Source organism: Holdemania sp., from assembly GCF_986127675.1.
Window position 1 is genome coordinate 12,310 of record NZ_CFQZWI010000033.1, and the last position, 15,792, is coordinate 28,101.

The following is a 15,792-nucleotide window of genomic DNA, read 5'->3' on the forward strand; positions in this document are numbered from 1 at the left end:
AAGGACAGATTGCCTTTCAACCCGGAAAGGCAGCCTGCAGACCAAGTTTTTTTTATTGGCTTTTTAAGACTTTTATAATTTCAAAATTGTATCAGAGATCGACGCCCAGAACCCGCGCCAGGTTGCCGCCCAGGATCCGCTGCTTTGCGTCTTCATCAATCGGCAGACGCAGGATTTCATTGATCGCTTCCGTGATTTTTTCAGCGTTGTTGTAAGGAAAATCCAATCCGAACAGACACAGCTCATCGCTGGTCATGTGCAGCAGCGTCCGCACTCTCTCCTGACCCAAATACCAGAAGCGGTTGCGGTCGTTGTCAAACACGCTCGTTAATCCGGCGTAGACGTTGCACTTGCCGGTTTCTTCCGCGCGGTTGTTCAGGATCACAGCCAGCGCTTCGTTAAAGAAGCAATACCCGCCGACGTGTTCCATCGAGAATTTCAAGTCCGGAAAATGCCAGGCGACTTCGTCAAACAGCAGCGGCTGATAATCCTTGATCCGATGCCAGTGTACGCCGGTATGAAACGACAGAAATAATCCCGCTTCTTGCGCGGCCGCGTAAACCTGAAACGCTTCCGGTCCGTCGATCGCAAATTTCTGGAAAGCCGGATGCAGCTTGATGCCTTTCAATCCCAGTTCGCGGATCTGTCTGACCTGACCGGCCAGATCCTGCCCGTGGATGTCCACGACGCCGAAGCCCGTCAGCTCCGGATGGGCTTTCAGTTCTTCCGCCATCCACAGGTTTGGGTTATAGTCCAGACCCCATTCGTAAAACGGCGCGAAACAGACGCATTTCTCAATTCCTGTTTTATCCATGACTTCAAGCAGAGCGCTGACCGTTCCGTCTGCCCGCTGATCCCGGCGGAACACATGCGCATGATTGGCAAATATTTTCATAATCCGATCTCTCCTTCTGTTTAGATTATACAAGGCTGATGAAAAAAGAAAAGAGGAGGGAGGGGGAAAAGCGTCAATTCAGGATTGACATTTTTACCTTTTAGTAATACAGTTAATACAGATAGTACAGATGATACAGATTGGAGGCGGAAGCTTGTTTCTGATCAATACGCAAAGCAACGAACCGATTTACGAACAGATTAAACGTCAGATCGTGCGGTTCGTGGAAGCCGGCGTGCTGCAGCCGGATGAAAAATTGATTTCGGTGCGCTCGCTGGCTCAGCAATTAAATATCAATCCCAACACGGTGCAGAAAGCCTATCAGGAATTGGAAGCGGAAGGCGTGCTGTATACGCTGCCGAAAAAAGGGGTGTTTGTCCGCGGCCGGCCTGCGAATGGAAAAGTTTGCGGTGTGGAAACGGAAGTCCGGCAGCTGCTGAAGTTATGCCGCACCCTGAAGATCAGCACGGACGAGTTGATCGAAATCATAAGGAAGGAAGGGGAAAATAATGTTGATTGTTGATAACATAACAAAGTCGATTCAATCGAAGGCAATCGTCAAGGATTGCAGCCTGAGCGTGCAGGCCGGTCAGATCTGCGGGCTGGCGGGACCTAACGGTGCCGGGAAAACGACGCTGCTCAACTGCATCGCGGGCGTGTTGGTACCGGAAGCGGGACGGATTGAACTGGATGGTAAAGATCTGATTCATGAACCGCTGAACCGGAAAGCGCTGTTTTTGATCAGCGAGGACTTTGACGAAGGTCAGTTTTTCACGATTCGTCAGATGAAAGAATTTTACAGCATGTTTTATCCGCTCGATGAGGAGGTGTTCGCGCAGCATTTAAAGCATTTTCAGCTGGAAGAAAAGCTGCGGATCAACAGTCTGTCGAAAGGTCAGAAACGTCAGGCGTTGTTTTCCATCGCGCTGAGTCTGGATCTGCGGTTATTGATGATCGACGAAGTGTTCGACGGCCTGGATTGGAACGTCCGGCGGTATCTCATGCGGTGTCTGACGGATAAGATCAGCGATGAATCCATGGGCGTGCTGCTGGTCTCGCACAGTTTAAAAGAGATCAAGGGAATTTGCGATCATTGTTTCTTGATGAAGGATCAGACGATCGTCGCTCAGCAGGATCTGCTGGAGAATCATCTGTTTCGCGTGCAGCTGGTGTTTCTTAAGGAGTGTGAGCTGGATTTGAAGACGCTGGAAATCGTGCAGGCTGAGCGAATCGGAAAGTGCTGGAATGCCGTTGTGCGCGGAGAGGAACAGGCGATCCGCGGCGTAATTGCCGGGCTGTCCCCGGCGTTGGCCGACGTTCAGCCGCTCAGTCTGGAGGATTATTTCAGCCTGATGACAGATTCGACTTGGAAGGGGGATGAGGAGAATGACGGAGAAGTATTTTAAATATTTGATGAAACAATCGCTGCCGCTGTTTGCGTTGATTTTGGCTTTTGGGCTGTTGTTCTCGCTCGGTTTTATCAATCCGGATAATCTTCCGGCCTATTTGGCCATCGTATCGCTGGCGATTCCGTTTCTGTTTCAGTTCTGGCAGTTCCGGCGAAAAACGGCGTACACCTGTGGGGCGCTGCCAATGGATCGAAAGAAATTTGTCATTGCCCGGCTCGGCGTCGTTCTGTTTCTGGTGCTGGTTCCGGCGATCCTTCTTCTGTTCGCGGTGGTCGTTCGCGAGAGCATCTCTTTTACCTCGATGATCTCGCTGATGTTGAACTGGATCTGCTATCTGTTTCTGATGACTTCGCTGAATCTGTTGATTCTGAGTGTCTGCCATTCAGCTGCGGAAGGGATCATTGCGTTAGCTGGATATCTCTTGTTGCCGATGACGATCCTTAATAATCTGTCCGATATCCTTCGTCAGCATCTTCTGTTTGGGTTTAACAGCCCCCGATGGCTGGACTTTCTATCACCCTGGACCTATGGATTCAGTAAGATGAGCGGCGATTTTCAGGCGTTTTTAACCGGTGTTTTCACGGGAGAGCGCTGGGATGGGATGGAATTAGGGCTTGTCTTTCTGATCGGTGCGGCGGCCCTGACGCTGACCCTGCATTTAAGTCGGAAATTCCGTAATGAGGAGGCCGGGAAAGGCTTCCGCTCAGCACGGGTGCTGCCGGTTTTATCCTTGGCTTATGCGTTTCTGTTGATGATGAACTGCACGCAGGGTTTGCCGCGCAACCGCAGCTGGATTTTAATGGCGCTTCTGATGATTCTTGTTTATTTCGGCGGGCTGATGCTTTACCGGCAAAGCTTAAGACCGTCGCGTAAAGAGGTCGTTGGTTTTCTGGCGATGGGATTGATCGCGTGGGGGATTAACCTGGGGATTCGTCCGCTCTGTTACCGTCTTGATAAACGGGAAATTCAAAAAATGAACGAAGTATCCATGGAATATTATTTATATAACGACAAGCGGATGATCCCCGAAAATCTGCTATGCAAGGTCGAAGTTGATCAGGTAAAGGATCCGTTAGTGCTGAACGAATTGCGGGGGTGGATGAAAACTTCGCTGGAAGGAATTTATCAAGATGCCAGCTATTACGAATATGATGACTGGAACGATGATGCTTCGCGGGCAATGCAGGTGCGTTTTCACGATTATAAAAATTTAACTTATTATAAGAATATCCCGGTAGATTTAATGTCCGGCAGCAAAGTTGTCCAGCTGTTTTATCAACAGGATCTGCCGGAAGGCTGCCAGCCGCGATGATCAGCGGAAGCTCGTCAAGCTGGATTAAGAACGCATCTGCATAGAAAGAGGATGGGAAGATGACGAAAAAATATTTTAGATATCTGATGAAGCAATCGCTGCCGCTTTTTCTGATGATTTCAGGGTTTGAGTTGTTGTTTGCGTTTGATTTTATCAACATCGAAGCCCTGCCGATGGTTCTTACCGCGATGTCGCTGATCATTCCATTTGTGTTTCAGTTCTGGCAGTTTAGACGAAAAGCGGCTTATACGTATGGAGCGCTGCCGATCCGGCGGGAAACGTTGATCCTCGTGCGCTTTGGCGTTATCTTGTTTTTGGTTCTGGTTCCAGCATGTCTCCTCCTGTTCGTTGTTGCCGTAAGGGAAAACCTTTCGTTTGCCGCCATGACGGCGCTGTTGCTGAATGAGTGCGGCGGTTTGCTTCTGATGACTTCGGTAAATCTATTCATTCTGAGCTGTTGCCGCTCTGCCGTTGAGGGCATGATCGCGCTGGCTGGAGCAATCATGCTGCCGATCGCCATCGTTAACGATGGTACTGAGATTCTGAGCCGGCATCTTTTGTTTGACAATCGTTCATTCATGCCCGAATTTTTCTCGCCGTGGCAGTATGCTTTTAACAGAATGTCAGAAGATTTTGATCCGCTTTTCACTGCCGGAATTATCCGGATAAACGGGAACTGGATTGAATTCGGCATTGTCTTTCTGATCAGTGTTGCAGCGCTGTTGCTGACCCTGCGGATCAGCCTGCGGCAACGAAACGAAGATGTTGGCAGAAACTTTCAATCGAAGCTGATTCTGCCGATTTTCTTATCAGTATATTCCTTTTTACTGATGCTGAACTGCACGAGCGACATATCAGGATATCGAAGCCAGCCGTTTAAAGTGTTGTTGCTCATCGTTATTTATTTCGGCGGGATGATGCTGTACCGGCAGAGTAAGAAGGTATCGCTGAAGCAAATCCTTGGTTTTCTCGTTTTGGGATTAACCGCCTGGGGAATCAATCAGGGAATTCATACACTCTGTTATCGAGTTCAAGTTCAGCAAATCGAGAAAATCAGCGAAGTGGATATGATCTTTCTGCAGTATAACGAACCGCGTGGAGAAGGGGTGAATCCCGTCTGCCGGGCAGACATCGAATCTGTTCACGATGCAGCTGTTTTAAACGAAATTCGTAAGGATATGAGATCTGAACTGGACGAATTTTATCAGAATCATGACTTCAATACGCAAACCATGGACATCAGTGAAGCTGCGAAGTCGCTGGATGTCTATGCGTTTGCGGGGAATATGGCGTATCATAAGACGATTTCATTGGAATCCTTGTCCGATGATAAAGTTGTCCAGCTGTTTTACAATCAAAATCTGCCAGAAGGTTGTCTGCCACAATGAACCGAAACAATCATAAGATTTAACTGATCATTTAATTTTGAACTTAGCTAAAAAGCTGCACAAACTTTCTGTTCGTGCAGCTTTTATGGATAGCTTTATTAATGATTTGAATGACATTCAATATTAGATGTTCGCTAAGCGATTACCCTTTACACGATTATGCAATTTCAGTTTCTTTCGATTTTCATTTAAACAAAGAAAGTAAATCGCAGATTAAAAACACTCCGCACGAAACGGAGTGTTTTGTAAAAATTCAGCCAAGATATTTGATCGCCAACATGAATACGCCCAGAATAAACAGGACGACGCCGGTGACCTGATTGAGCTTTTTCGGTTCCGCCTTGTTGGCGAAGCGCGCGGCGATCATCGCGCCCAGATAGGTGAAGAAGACGCTGCTGATCAACGGGAACCACTGGATCGTGCCGCTGATCGCAAAATGACTGAGAGCGCCGGTTAAGGCGGTAAACGTCATGATGAACACGCTGGTGCCGACCGCTGTTTTTAAATCATAACCCAGCACGCTGACTAAGACCAGCAGCATCATCATGCCGCCGCCGGCGCCGATAAAGCCGCAGATCAAACCGATCAGGACGCCGCAGGCCAGTGATAACAACGCTTTCTGTTTCGCGGTGCGGGTCTGATTTTTGGAGCTGGCGCTCATGACCGGCTTGACGATAAAGCGGATACCGAGGATCATTGTGATCCAGACGGAGAAGCTGCCCAGCGTCGTCTGCGGCACTAACGAGCCCAGCCAGCTGCCGACCATCGTAAAGATCACCGTCGAGATCATCATGATCAAGCCGTTGCGGATGTCCAGATTCTTGTGCTTGTAATAGGTGAAGGCTGAAACAGCCGAGGCCAGCACGTCGGAGGCCAGCGAGATGCCGACGGCTTCATAAGCGTTGAAGCCCAATAAGGTGACCAACATCGGCGTGATGACTGCGGCCGCCGACAAGCCTGCCAGTCCGGTCGCAATGCCCGCGCCTAATCCCGCAATCATCGTGACAATCAAAATAGTCAAATTCATCAATTCAGCTCCTTTAAATAGTTTATTTGTAAACTATTTATAAATTATAAAGAGCGGAGAACGAATGTCAAGAAAAACTGTCTGTGCTTGTTGACAAAGCTGTTGATTTGTCAAAAAAACCGCTGGGATTTAGCGGTTTTGGCGTTGTGCAAGCGGGATGTAATCGGCTAAGTCACCGACGTATTTGCCGGCTGGCCGAACGATCTTGTCGCAATACAGCTTGTTTTCAATGTTGTGGGCAAGCCAGCCGACCATCCGGCTGGCGGCGAACAGCGGCGAGTAACAATCTTCCGGGATGTCCAGCATGGAATAAACCAGCCCGCTGTAAAAGTCGATGTTGCTGCTGACATGAATCCCTTTGCGGCGCAAGATGACCTGCTTCGCCAATTCTTCAGTGCGGCGGTAGAACTGATATAAGCGGGAACGGTTTTTCTCCTGCGCCAGAATTTCAATCTGCGCTTTTAAGATTTCGCTGCGCGGATCGGAAAGGGTGTAGACGGCATGCCCCATGCCGTAGATCAAGCCTTTGCCGTCGAAGAACTGCTTATTCATGATCTGTTCTAAAATCCGGGTGATCTGTGCGTCGCTGGCGTCCAGCCCCAGCTGCTTCAGCATTGCGTCCATCATCCGCCGGGCGGAGATGTTCGCTCCGCCATGGCGCGGACCCTTCAGCGAGCCGACGGAAGCCGCCATCGCGGAATAAATATCCGTACCGGTGGAAGCGACGACGATATTGGTAAATGTGGAATTGTTGCCGGAGCCATGATCGGCGTGCAGCACCATCATCAGATCCAGAATCTTCGCTTCCTGCGGGGTGAACTGTTGATCGGGTCTTAATAAGGACAGGATGTTCTCCGCGATCGACAGTTCAGGCTTCACCGGATGGACGATCAGGCTCTTGTTTTCAAAGAAATGCGCTTTTGCGGCCATCGAGTAGCAAAGGATCGCCGGCATTTTCGCCAGGATCGACAACCCCTGGTCCAGCGTGTTGGCAACAGAGATATCGTCGGCCACAGGATCCTCCCCATACAACATCAACAAGGCCTTCTGGATCTGGTTCATTACGTTCATGCTGGGATAACGCAGGATGTTGGTCGCCAGAAAGCCCTCCGGCAGCGTGTAGCGTCCGCGCAGTTCAGCGGTAAACAGATCCAGCTCCGACCGGCTTGGCAGATGGCCGAACAAAATCAGAAAGCACGTTTCCTCATAACCGCAGATCTGATCTTGATCGAGATTCCGGCACAGCTGGGTGATCGGAATCCCCCGATAGTACAGCTCACCGCGATCGTCCACCTTTTTCCCGTCGACCAGCTTGTAGCCGACGACGTCCGCGATCCGGGTCAGACCGATCAAGACGCCGGTGCCGTCTTCATTGCGAAGACCTTTCTTTACGTCATATTTTGTGTATAATTCATTGTCGATTTTATTTTTCGGGATCGATTCCTGGAAGATCTTCTGCAGCTGATTGTTCATGATTTCACCTCAATGGTTCTAGTTTACTACAAAAATGAAAGAAATGACACAAAAAAGAAAACAATTTACTTTTCTGTGTAAAGACTTTCAAAAGCGGAAACGAGCTGATATAATAAAGTCTATGAAAGAAGGGGTTGGATGAAGACACTGGCGGAAAAAATTTTAGCGGCGCATTGCGTGGCGGGTGAGCTGAAGGCGGGCATGCCGATCGAAATCAAGATTGATCAGACGCTGACGCAGGATGCGACGGGGACGATGGCTTATTTACAATTTGAGGCGATGGGATGCGAGCGGGTCAAGACGGAATGCTCAGTGAGCTATGTCGATCACAATACGCTGCAGAACGGCTTTGAAAATGCCGATGATCATCAATATCTGCGCACGGTCGCGGATCGTTACGGCATTCTGTTCTCCCGGCCGGGCAACGGGATCTGTCATCAGGTGCAGTTGGAGCGGTTTGACAAACCGGGCAAGACGCTGCTGGGTTCGGATTCTCATACGCCGACCGCCGGGGCGATGGGGATGATCGCGATCGGCGCGGGCGGACTGGACGTGGCCTGCGCGATGGCAGGCATGCCGTTTTCCTTAACGATGCCGAAGATCGTCAACGTGCGGCTGATCCACCGGCTGCCGCATGGCGTTGGAGCGAAGGATATCATCCTGAAGGTTCTGTCGCTGATGAGCGTCAAAGGCGGCGTCGGCAAGATCCTGGAATATACCGGTGAAGGTCTTCTTGATTTAAGCGTGCCGGAGCGCAGCACGATCTGCAACATGGGCGCGGAGCTGGGCGCGACGACGTCGCTGTTTCCCAGCGATGAGAATACCCGTGAGTTTTTAACCAAGCAGGGCCGTGCCGCTGACTTTCTCGAACTGAAGCCCGATGCGGACGCTGTGTATGACGAAGTAATCGAAATTGACTGCGCCGCGCTGAAACCGCTGGTTGCCTGTCCGCATTCCCCGGATTTAGTCAAGCCGGTCGAGGAGCTGGCGGGGTTGAAGGTCGATCAGGTCGCAATCGGTTCCTGTACGAATTCTTCATTTACCGATTTGCTGGAGGTGGCCCGGATTCTCAAGGGCAAGACCGTTCATCCGGAAGTTTCACTGGTGATTTCCTTCGGCTCCAAGCAGGTGCTGCGGATGCTCAGCCGCTGCGGGGCGCTGGATGATCTGATCGCGGCAGGCGCGCGGGTACTGGAAGCAACGTGCGGACCGTGTATCGGAATGGGACAGAGTCCGCAGTCGAACGGCGTCTCGCTGCGCACGTTCAACCGCAACTTCTATGGCCGCAGCGGCACGATGAGCGCGGGGATCTATCTTGTTTCCCCAGCGACCGCGGCTGCCAGCGCGATCGCCGGAGTCCTGTGCAGCGCGGAAACGATCAACTATGCCAAGCCGGAGATGCCGGACGCTTATCTGATCGACGACACAATGCTGATCCAGCCCAGCTGTGATCCGGCGGTGGAAATAAAACGCGGCCCGAACATCAAGCCGTATCCGGCCAAGGCCCCGTTAGCGGAAACGATTGAAGCGCAGGTCATGATCAAGGTTGGGGATAACATCACAACCGATCATATCATGCCGGCCGGAGCCAAAATTTTGCCATACCGCAGCAACATTGAAAAGATCAGCGAGTTCTGTTACAGTCAGATCGATCCGCAATTCCACGACCGCTGTCTGCAGTATGGGGGCGGGTGGATTATCGCCGGGGAGAACTACGGGCAGGGCAGCTCGCGCGAACATGCCGCGCTGGCGCCGATGTATCTGAAGATTCAGGCGGTAATCGCCAAGAGCTATGCCCGGATTCACCGCCAGAATTTGATCAACGCCGGAATTGTGCCGCTGGTCTTTGAGCGGCCGGACGACTATGAGCGAATTGCGATGCTCGATACGCTGGCGCTGGACTGCGGCAAGCTGGCGGAAGGCCAGCCGCTGACGATTACGGACGCGAGCGGATTCTCCTTCACGGTCCAGCATCATTGTACTGCGCGGGAGCTGGAAATTCTGCGGGCCGGCGGTCTGCTGAACCTGATTAAAATCAAGAACCAGAAAACTGAAGCATAACCTGAAAGCTGACGCAAGTCAGCTTTCTTGATGTTTTCTTCAACTTTGAAATGCTTAGGCCAATGCTTTCAGTGGCAGATCTCGCTTATTAACAGAAAAACAAAATTGAACTTCCCGATAAGAAAGCGTATAATCAGACAAGTTCAGAGAAATGGGGGAAGACAATGTTTACCAATCAAAAGTTAAAACAGCTGATCGTACCGTTAGTGATCGAACAGATCCTGGCGGTGTTGGTCGGCATGGCAGATATCATGATGGTCAGCAGCGTTTCTGAGGCCGCGGTTTCGGGCGTATCGCTGGTCGATTCGATCAGCATTCTGATCATCAATATCTTTGCGGCGCTGGCCACCGGGGGCGCGGTTGTCGCGGCGCAGTATCTCGGCCGGCGGGAAGAGGAACAGGCGTGCTTCTCCGCGAAGCAGCTGATCTTGTGCACGACGGCGATTTCCGCGGTGATCATGGTGATGTTTCTGATTTTCGGTCACCAGCTGATTTCCCTGATCTTCGGCAAGGTGGATCCGGAGGTGCTTGCCAGTGCGCAGACCTACCTGTTTATCACGTCGATGTCCTATCCGTTTATCGCGTTGTATAATTCCTGCGCGGCGTTATACCGGGCGATGGGCAATTCGCGGATTTCAATGGTGACGTCGCTGATCATGAATTCGCTCAATATCGTTGGTAACGCGATCCTGATTTACGGTTTGGGCATGGGCGTGGAAGGTGCGGCGATCCCGACGCTGATTTCGCGGATCGTCTGCGCGGTGCTGATCGTCGTGATGCTCCGGCATCGGCAGGATCAGATTCGGCTGGATTCGTATTTCCATCTGGGCTTTGACTGGGCGATGATCAAACGGATCTTACAGATCGGCGTCCCGAACGGATTAGAAAACGGCATGTTTCAGATCGGCAAGATTCTGGTACAGAGCTTAGTCGCGATGTTCGGCACTGCTTCGATCGCGGCTAACGCCGTCGCCAACAACTTCGCGTCGATGGAAGTCATTCCCGCTGCGGCCATCGGTCTGGGCTTGGTCACGGTGGTCGGCCAGTGCGTCGGCGCCGGGAAGATCGAGGAAGCACGTTATTACACGAAGAAGCTGATGAAATGGGCGTATATGGCTTCGATCGCTTTGAACGTCTGCATTCTGCTGGGAGCGAACGTCTTGCTGAAGCTGTACAATCTGTCGCCGGAAACGCTGGATATCGCATTTAAGCTGTTGTTTATCCATGGCTTCTTCGTGATGGTGATCTGGCCGGTTTCCTTCACGCTGCCCAATGCGCTGCGGGCAGCCAACGACGCGCGTTTTACGATGAGCGTTTCGATTGCGTCGATGTGGATCTGCCGGATCGGTCTGAGCTATGTGTTCGGGCTGGTTTTCAAGCTGGGCGTCGTCGGCGTCTGGCTGGCGATGATCTGTGACTGGTTTGTGCGTTCCGCTTTCTTTGCGGTTCGCTTCCGCGGCGACCGCTGGACCCGCCGTCGGCTGATCGAAGGCTGAGGCCGGTATCCGAAGTAGGGACAGCCGGGAAAGCGGCAGGTATGTCATGTGCCGCAAAGGACTGTTGGAAGGCTCTCATGCTTCAGCCGATTTTTGACGAGCATCCCAAGCTGGCGCAATTTCAGCTGACGGCGGGGATGGTTGCTCGGCATAAGGGCCGGTAATATTGTCGGATCTGATCACACCGTCAACATTGCTGAAGCGGAATCCTGCTTTTCTGAAAGTCTTTGAGCTTCAGGACGGGATTGGCTGATCGTGATCCGCAGCAAGCTGACGTTTACGATCGGCACGCAGGGCCGCTTAATCGAGCTGATTTATCAAGACCAAGGGGAAATTGAAGAATTCTGACAGAGCGCAGGATTCTTTTCTTTTTCTGTGGTCCGTTTCCTCAGGAATCATTCTAAAAAACTTGAAAATAATTCAATGTTTCGCTACAATGAAGAAAACAGGAAAAAGAAGGGTGGCGATCCCGATGCATGATATCTGGAATCCATGGCATGGCTGCACGAAGATCAGCGAGGGCTGCGAGCATTGTTATATGTATTTTCTCGACCGCCAGCGGGGGCAGGACGGAGCCCAGATCCGGCGGGTTGCAAGTGGCTTCGACATGCCGGTAAAGAAAGACCGGCGCGGATATTATAAGATTCTAAGCGGCGAGCGGGTGCGCGTATGCATGAACTCTGATTTTTTCCTGGCTGAGGCTGACCTCTGGCGAAAGGAAGCCTGGCAGATCATGAAAAAACGTTCGGACGTTATCTTTTTCCTGCTGACAAAACGTCCTGAGCGTGTGGCGGCGTGTCTTCCGGCGGATTGGGGAACGGGTTGGGAAAACATCTTTTTTAATGTGACCGTGGAGAATCAGAAACGGGCGGAATCGCGGATGGACTGGTTATTGAAGCTGCCGTTTCAACATAAAGGGGTGATGTGTGCACCCTTGATCGGTCCTGTCGACTTGTCGCCATGGCTCGCCAGCGGCCAGATCGAACAGGTGATCTGCGGCGGGGAAAATTACGATGGCGCGCGGCCTTGCGATTATCGCTGGGTTCAAGCTCTGGGGGCGCAATGCCGCCGGGCCGGGGTGACTTTTAATTTCATCGAAACCGGCTCGGTTTTTGTCAAAGACGGGAAAACGTACCGCATGCCGTCCAAGCGTCTGCAAAGTGAAATGGCATGGAAATCCGGACTCAGCTTCCGCGGCCGTCCGCAGGTCTTTCATTTGGAAGACGAATATGGCCCAATTCCGCCGGAACGGTTATATCAGCCTTATTTTGGATCCCATTGCCAGCGCTGCGGCGGACAGCTGACCTGCAACGGCTGCACCCACTGCGGGCGCTGTGAGAAAAAGCAGACGACGTCAGGACACCCATTGCAGCTTGATCGGATTACCGGAAAGAAGGACTGAACGACGTTAAAAATCGGCGAATTTTCCAAACTGAAGCCGATCTTGAGCCGCAAGCTTCGCTGCTGGTTGTCAGGGGGCTGGAAGAAAACGGAAAGCATCTCAACGGCCCCGATCGGCAAATCATACATTGTGGACTTTGGAATGAAACGGATTCGCAGCGATATCTGACTGAGATTCAGATCCCGGTCCGCAATGAAATTGAAGTTCCTCCTGCTTCACGAACAGGAGGAATTTTATTTTTCACTTGACTCTCACAGCGTGTCAGGGTTTATCGTGAGATCACACGAAAGGAAGGCATCGTGTGGCGCACGTATATCGACGCCCATGAGGCATGCCGATCCTGGCCCTCAAGCCATATTCACCTGGCTTTGACCGTCTGGAAGCGCCGCGGGTGGCCAAACTGGTGTGAGGCGCTGGCAATGAATTTGGAACAATCCGACGAGTTTAACTGAAAAACGAATCTTTTTTTTATTAAGACCACGGACAGGAAAAGCGCGGCGGCTTCAAAAAGAAACTGCCTGAACAGCGTTTTTTTGATCCGGGAAACCAGCGAGGAGAATCCGTTCGCAAATCCTGCCGGAATGGCTTTGGCGCAAATGTTTAGCAAATTCAGTCCGGATTTGGAAAAAGAATGGCATCGAATACTGTTAACCCTGTGAAAAAGACCTGATTCTTGATCGGCGGGTTGGAACATACACTGTCAAACAGGAGGCGCTGTATGAAAAAGATTGCGGTATTTTTTCTGACGCTGACGTTGTTCTGGACGCCGCTGCACGCGGATGGTTCGTATATTGTGATCAGCGGCAACGATGGCAATGTTCTGGAAGCTGAAAATGAACACGAAGTTCGCTCGATCGCCTCGATCTCAAAAATCATGACCGCGGTGGTCGCGCTGGAAAACGGGGATTACATCGACCAGTGGATTATCGGCGACGAAGTGACGAATGTGACAGGAAGTATGATCTGGATTCAGAAAGGGCAGCAGGTTTCGATGCGCTCGCTGCTTTACGGCATGATGTTAAAGAGCGGCAACGACGCGGCGGTTGCGATCGCCCACCGGGTCGGGGGCGGATCGGTTGAAAAATTCATTCAGATGATGAATGAAAAAGCGGCGGCGCTGGGGATGAAGGATACGGAGTTTCATAATCCCAACGGCATGGACGTTGAGGAGGAAGGCAATTATTCCACGGCGTATGATATGGCGCTTTTGATGCAGTACGCGATGACGCTGCCGCAGTTTCGGGAGATCGTTGCGACGCAGTTTTACACAAGCGAATGGGGCTCACGCTGGAAAAATTCCAACAAGCTGCTGAGTAATTTTGAATTCTGTACCGGCGGCAAGACCGGTTTCACCAACAAGGCCGGGGAAACGCTGGTCACCGCAGCGCAGAACGGCGAGCTGGAATACATCGTCGTGACGCTGGCCGTGCCGGACCGCTGGACGTTTCACGAACAAAAGTATCGGAAAGCGATGGAAATGTGCGAGCTGATCACGCTGCAGCCGGCCGGTTCGATCGAACAGGAAGGCTATATCGCTCAGCTGGACCAGCCGTTTGAAGTCGTCGTTAAAAAGGAAGAAGCGGGACAGGGACAGTACACAATGACGCTCGATAAAAGTAAAAATGAGCTGACGCTGTGCTGGACCGATCCTTCGCACACGGTGGTCAAGACACTCCCGGCCGTTAAGCCGCCGCGGAAGTTCTGTTTCTGGAGGTGGTGCGTATGAATCTGATCTGGATCCTGTTGATTCTGGCTTCACTGACGTATGGTCTGTTGACCGGATCAGTCAGTTCTGTGAATCAGGTAATCGTCAACGTCGGCCGCGAGACGCTCGAGCTGGCGCTGCCGTTGGTGGCGGCGACCTGTTTCTGGAGCGGAATTCTCAATATCGCGCGGGAGGTCGGCCTGCTGAATATGCTGCAAAAGCTGTTGTCTCCATTGCTGCGGTTTCTGTTTCCGGATCTGCGCGACGATCCGGAAGCGCTGGGCTACATTGCCGCCAACATTACAATCAATGTATTCGGACTGGGCTCGGCCGCAACGCCCAGCGGCCTTAAGGCGATGGAGTGCATGCAGCGGCACAATCCGGATAAGAAAACCGCCAGCCGCGCGATGGTCACGTTTTTAGTGCTGAACACCGCCGGCGTGACCATCTTGTCAACGACGATCGTTTCACTGCGTGCGCAGTTCGGTGCGCTGAATCCGACTGATTTCATGCCGCTGGCGATCATTGCGACCAGCTGCGCGTCGATCGGCGGCCTGGCGCTGGATCGGTGGGTGAATTACCGTGGAAAGTAGCCTGTATATCCTGCCGATCTTAATCCTTTTGATCTTCGCGTTCGCCCTGCTGCGGAAGTTCAATGCCTACGATGCGTTTGTCAGTGGCGCGAAAGAGGGACTGTCGTTGTTTGTCACGCTGTTTCCGAGCTTGCTGGCGATGATGTTCGCAGTGTCGCTGCTGCGGGAAAGCGGGCTGTTTACCGTAATGGCCCGACAGCTGGGCAACGTGTTTCCCGCGATTCCTTCGGATATCTTCGCGCTGGCCTTCTTCCGTCCGATCTCCGGCAGCGCGTCGCTGGCGATTCTCGTCGATATCTTGAAAACGCTGGGACCGGATTCGCTGGCCGGCAAAATGGCAAGCGTCATTCAGGGCTCGACGGATACGACGCTCTATGTCATCACGCTCTACTTCTCTTCGGTCGGTGTGAAGAAAATCAAAAATTCGCTGCCGATCGGTTTGTTTGCGGATGTGATCGGCATCGGTGTAGGTATCTGGCTGACGCTGCAATTCCTTGTTTAACGCCGATTTCTCTGTTCTTTCCCGGTCTTGTCTGGTAAAATAAGAAGGCAAAGGATGGAGATAAACGATGGATCGATTACAAAAAATTATTGCGGCCAGCGGTCTGACCTCCCGGCGCAAGGCAGAAGAATGGATTCTGCAGGGACGCGTCAAGGTCGACGGACAGGTCGTAACGGAGCTGGGTGTAAAACCGCGCAAAGGGGCTTTGATCGAAGTTGACGGCAAAGCCATCGCGCGTGAAGATAAAGTCTATTATGTCATGAACAAGCCGAAGAAGGTGCTGTGTACGCTCAATGACGAGCATGACCGGCGGACCGTTGTGGATTTGATGACGGATGTGCCGCAGCGGGTATTCCCGGTCGGCCGGCTGGACTACGACACGACCGGCGTGCTGATCATGACGAACGACGGAGAATTCGCAAATGAAATTATTCATCCCCGCTATCATATCGCCAAGGTGTACGAGGTGACGATCAACGGGATTTTGAAAACGGAAGAAATCAAACAGCTGGAACAGGGCGTCGTACTG

At 51.9% G+C, this 15,792-nt stretch carries 15 protein-coding genes; 12 read left to right on the plus strand and 3 right to left on the minus strand.

The genetic code is table 11. From position 1 onward, the window contains the following. Nucleotides 1-91 precede the first annotated feature (91 nt). Complete coding sequence (locus AC5OW4_RS06965; protein ID WP_072683374.1) at nt 92-895, minus strand: amidohydrolase family protein; 804 nt, start codon at nt 893-895, stop codon at nt 92-94. A gap of 154 nt (nt 896-1,049) precedes the next feature. On the opposite strand from AC5OW4_RS06965, the gene AC5OW4_RS06970 reads away from it, so the two are divergent. From AC5OW4_RS06970 to AC5OW4_RS06985, 4 genes are read left to right on the plus strand one after another with little or no spacing between them, the layout of a single operon-like run. Beyond that, the gene (locus AC5OW4_RS06970) at nt 1,050-1,418 is read left to right on the plus strand and encodes a GntR family transcriptional regulator (RefSeq protein ID WP_072683373.1); all 369 of its coding nucleotides are present in this window, start codon (nt 1,050-1,052) and stop codon (nt 1,416-1,418) included. Next, complete coding sequence (locus tag AC5OW4_RS06975) at nt 1,405-2,301, plus strand: ATP-binding cassette domain-containing protein (protein WP_072683372.1); 897 nt, start codon at nt 1,405-1,407, stop codon at nt 2,299-2,301. The genes AC5OW4_RS06970 and AC5OW4_RS06975 overlap by 14 nt, the downstream gene beginning before the upstream one ends. Beyond that, the gene (locus tag AC5OW4_RS06980) at nt 2,282-3,616 is read left to right on the plus strand and encodes a hypothetical protein (RefSeq protein WP_072683371.1); all 1,335 of its coding nucleotides are present in this window, start codon (nt 2,282-2,284) and stop codon (nt 3,614-3,616) included. The genes AC5OW4_RS06975 and AC5OW4_RS06980 overlap by 20 nt, the downstream gene beginning before the upstream one ends. A gap of 59 nt (nt 3,617-3,675) precedes the next feature. Continuing rightward, nucleotides 3,676-5,004 carry a hypothetical protein gene (locus AC5OW4_RS06985; protein ID WP_072683370.1) on the plus strand — a complete coding sequence of 443 codons (1,329 nt, stop codon included), beginning with the start codon at nt 3,676-3,678 and terminating at the stop codon, nt 5,002-5,004. Nucleotides 5,005-5,257: 253 nt separating this feature from the next. Here AC5OW4_RS06985 and AC5OW4_RS06990 read toward each other — a convergent pair whose 3' ends face one another. Continuing rightward, the gene (locus AC5OW4_RS06990) at nt 5,258-6,031 is read right to left on the minus strand and encodes a sulfite exporter TauE/SafE family protein (RefSeq protein WP_006060361.1); all 774 of its coding nucleotides are present in this window, start codon (nt 6,029-6,031) and stop codon (nt 5,258-5,260) included. A gap of 129 nt (nt 6,032-6,160) precedes the next feature. Continuing rightward, a complete protein-coding gene (locus tag AC5OW4_RS06995) occupies nt 6,161-7,504 on the minus strand; it encodes a citrate synthase (RefSeq protein ID WP_072683369.1) in 1,344 nt (447 codons plus the stop codon). Nucleotides 7,505-7,642: 138 nt separating this feature from the next. Here AC5OW4_RS06995 and AC5OW4_RS07000 point away from each other — a divergent pair, with 138 nt between their 5' ends. The 8 genes from AC5OW4_RS07000 to AC5OW4_RS07035 form a co-directional block, all read left to right on the plus strand. After that, nucleotides 7,643-9,565 carry an aconitate hydratase gene (locus AC5OW4_RS07000; RefSeq protein WP_493676817.1) on the plus strand — a complete coding sequence of 641 codons (1,923 nt, stop codon included), beginning with the start codon at nt 7,643-7,645 and terminating at the stop codon, nt 9,563-9,565. Between the two features lie 164 nt (nt 9,566-9,729). Further along, nucleotides 9,730-11,061: an MATE family efflux transporter gene (locus AC5OW4_RS07005; RefSeq protein WP_295768337.1), complete on the plus strand. Its 1,332-nt coding sequence runs from the start codon at nt 9,730-9,732 to the stop codon at nt 11,059-11,061. Between the two features lie 41 nt (nt 11,062-11,102). Further along, nucleotides 11,103-11,225 carry a hypothetical protein gene (locus AC5OW4_RS07010; protein WP_295768340.1) on the plus strand — a complete coding sequence of 41 codons (123 nt, stop codon included), beginning with the start codon at nt 11,103-11,105 and terminating at the stop codon, nt 11,223-11,225. Between the two features lie 308 nt (nt 11,226-11,533). After that, nucleotides 11,534-12,463: a DUF5131 family protein gene (locus AC5OW4_RS07015; protein ID WP_195548108.1), complete on the plus strand. Its 930-nt coding sequence runs from the start codon at nt 11,534-11,536 to the stop codon at nt 12,461-12,463. A 718-nt stretch (nt 12,464-13,181) separates the two neighbouring features. Then, entirely contained in the window at nt 13,182-14,189 is a 1,008-nt protein-coding gene (locus AC5OW4_RS07020) for a D-alanyl-D-alanine carboxypeptidase family protein (protein ID WP_072683366.1), read from the plus strand. After that, nucleotides 14,186-14,761, plus strand: coding sequence for a nucleoside recognition domain-containing protein (locus AC5OW4_RS07025; RefSeq protein ID WP_072683365.1), 576 nt, complete (start codon nt 14,186-14,188; stop codon nt 14,759-14,761). The genes AC5OW4_RS07020 and AC5OW4_RS07025 overlap by 4 nt, the downstream gene beginning before the upstream one ends. After that, nucleotides 14,751-15,263 (plus strand): nucleoside recognition domain-containing protein, encoded by a 513-nt coding sequence (locus tag AC5OW4_RS07030; protein WP_072683364.1) that lies wholly within the window; start codon nt 14,751-14,753, stop codon nt 15,261-15,263. The genes AC5OW4_RS07025 and AC5OW4_RS07030 overlap by 11 nt, the downstream gene beginning before the upstream one ends. 67 nt (nt 15,264-15,330) lie before the next feature. Next, the coding region (locus tag AC5OW4_RS07035) for a pseudouridine synthase (RefSeq protein ID WP_493676818.1) at nt 15,331-15,792 on the plus strand (462 nt) is incomplete at its 3' end.

Bases quoted from the DNA above. Each gene is read 5' to 3' on its own strand.
- AC5OW4_RS06965 (WP_072683374.1), bottom strand. From the start codon at position 895: ATGAAAATATTTGCCAATCATGCGCATGTGTTCCGCCGGGATCAGCGG.
- AC5OW4_RS06975 (WP_072683372.1), top strand. From the start codon at position 1,405: ATGTTGATTGTTGATAACATAACAAAGTCGATTCAATCGAAGGCAATC.
- AC5OW4_RS06980 (WP_072683371.1), top strand. From the start codon at position 2,282: ATGACGGAGAAGTATTTTAAATATTTGATGAAACAATCGCTGCCGCTG.
- AC5OW4_RS06985 (WP_072683370.1), top strand. From the start codon at position 3,676: ATGACGAAAAAATATTTTAGATATCTGATGAAGCAATCGCTGCCGCTT.
- AC5OW4_RS06990 (WP_006060361.1), bottom strand. From the start codon at position 6,031: ATGAATTTGACTATTTTGATTGTCACGATGATTGCGGGATTAGGCGCG.
- AC5OW4_RS06995 (WP_072683369.1), bottom strand. From the start codon at position 7,504: ATGAACAATCAGCTGCAGAAGATCTTCCAGGAATCGATCCCGAAAAAT.
- AC5OW4_RS07000 (WP_493676817.1), top strand. From the start codon at position 7,643: ATGAAGACACTGGCGGAAAAAATTTTAGCGGCGCATTGCGTGGCGGGT.
- AC5OW4_RS07005 (WP_295768337.1), top strand. From the start codon at position 9,730: ATGTTTACCAATCAAAAGTTAAAACAGCTGATCGTACCGTTAGTGATC.
- AC5OW4_RS07010 (WP_295768340.1), top strand. From the start codon at position 11,103: ATGTCATGTGCCGCAAAGGACTGTTGGAAGGCTCTCATGCTTCAGCCG.
- AC5OW4_RS07015 (WP_195548108.1), top strand. From the start codon at position 11,534: ATGCATGATATCTGGAATCCATGGCATGGCTGCACGAAGATCAGCGAG.
- AC5OW4_RS07020 (WP_072683366.1), top strand. From the start codon at position 13,182: ATGAAAAAGATTGCGGTATTTTTTCTGACGCTGACGTTGTTCTGGACG.
- AC5OW4_RS07025 (WP_072683365.1), top strand. From the start codon at position 14,186: ATGAATCTGATCTGGATCCTGTTGATTCTGGCTTCACTGACGTATGGT.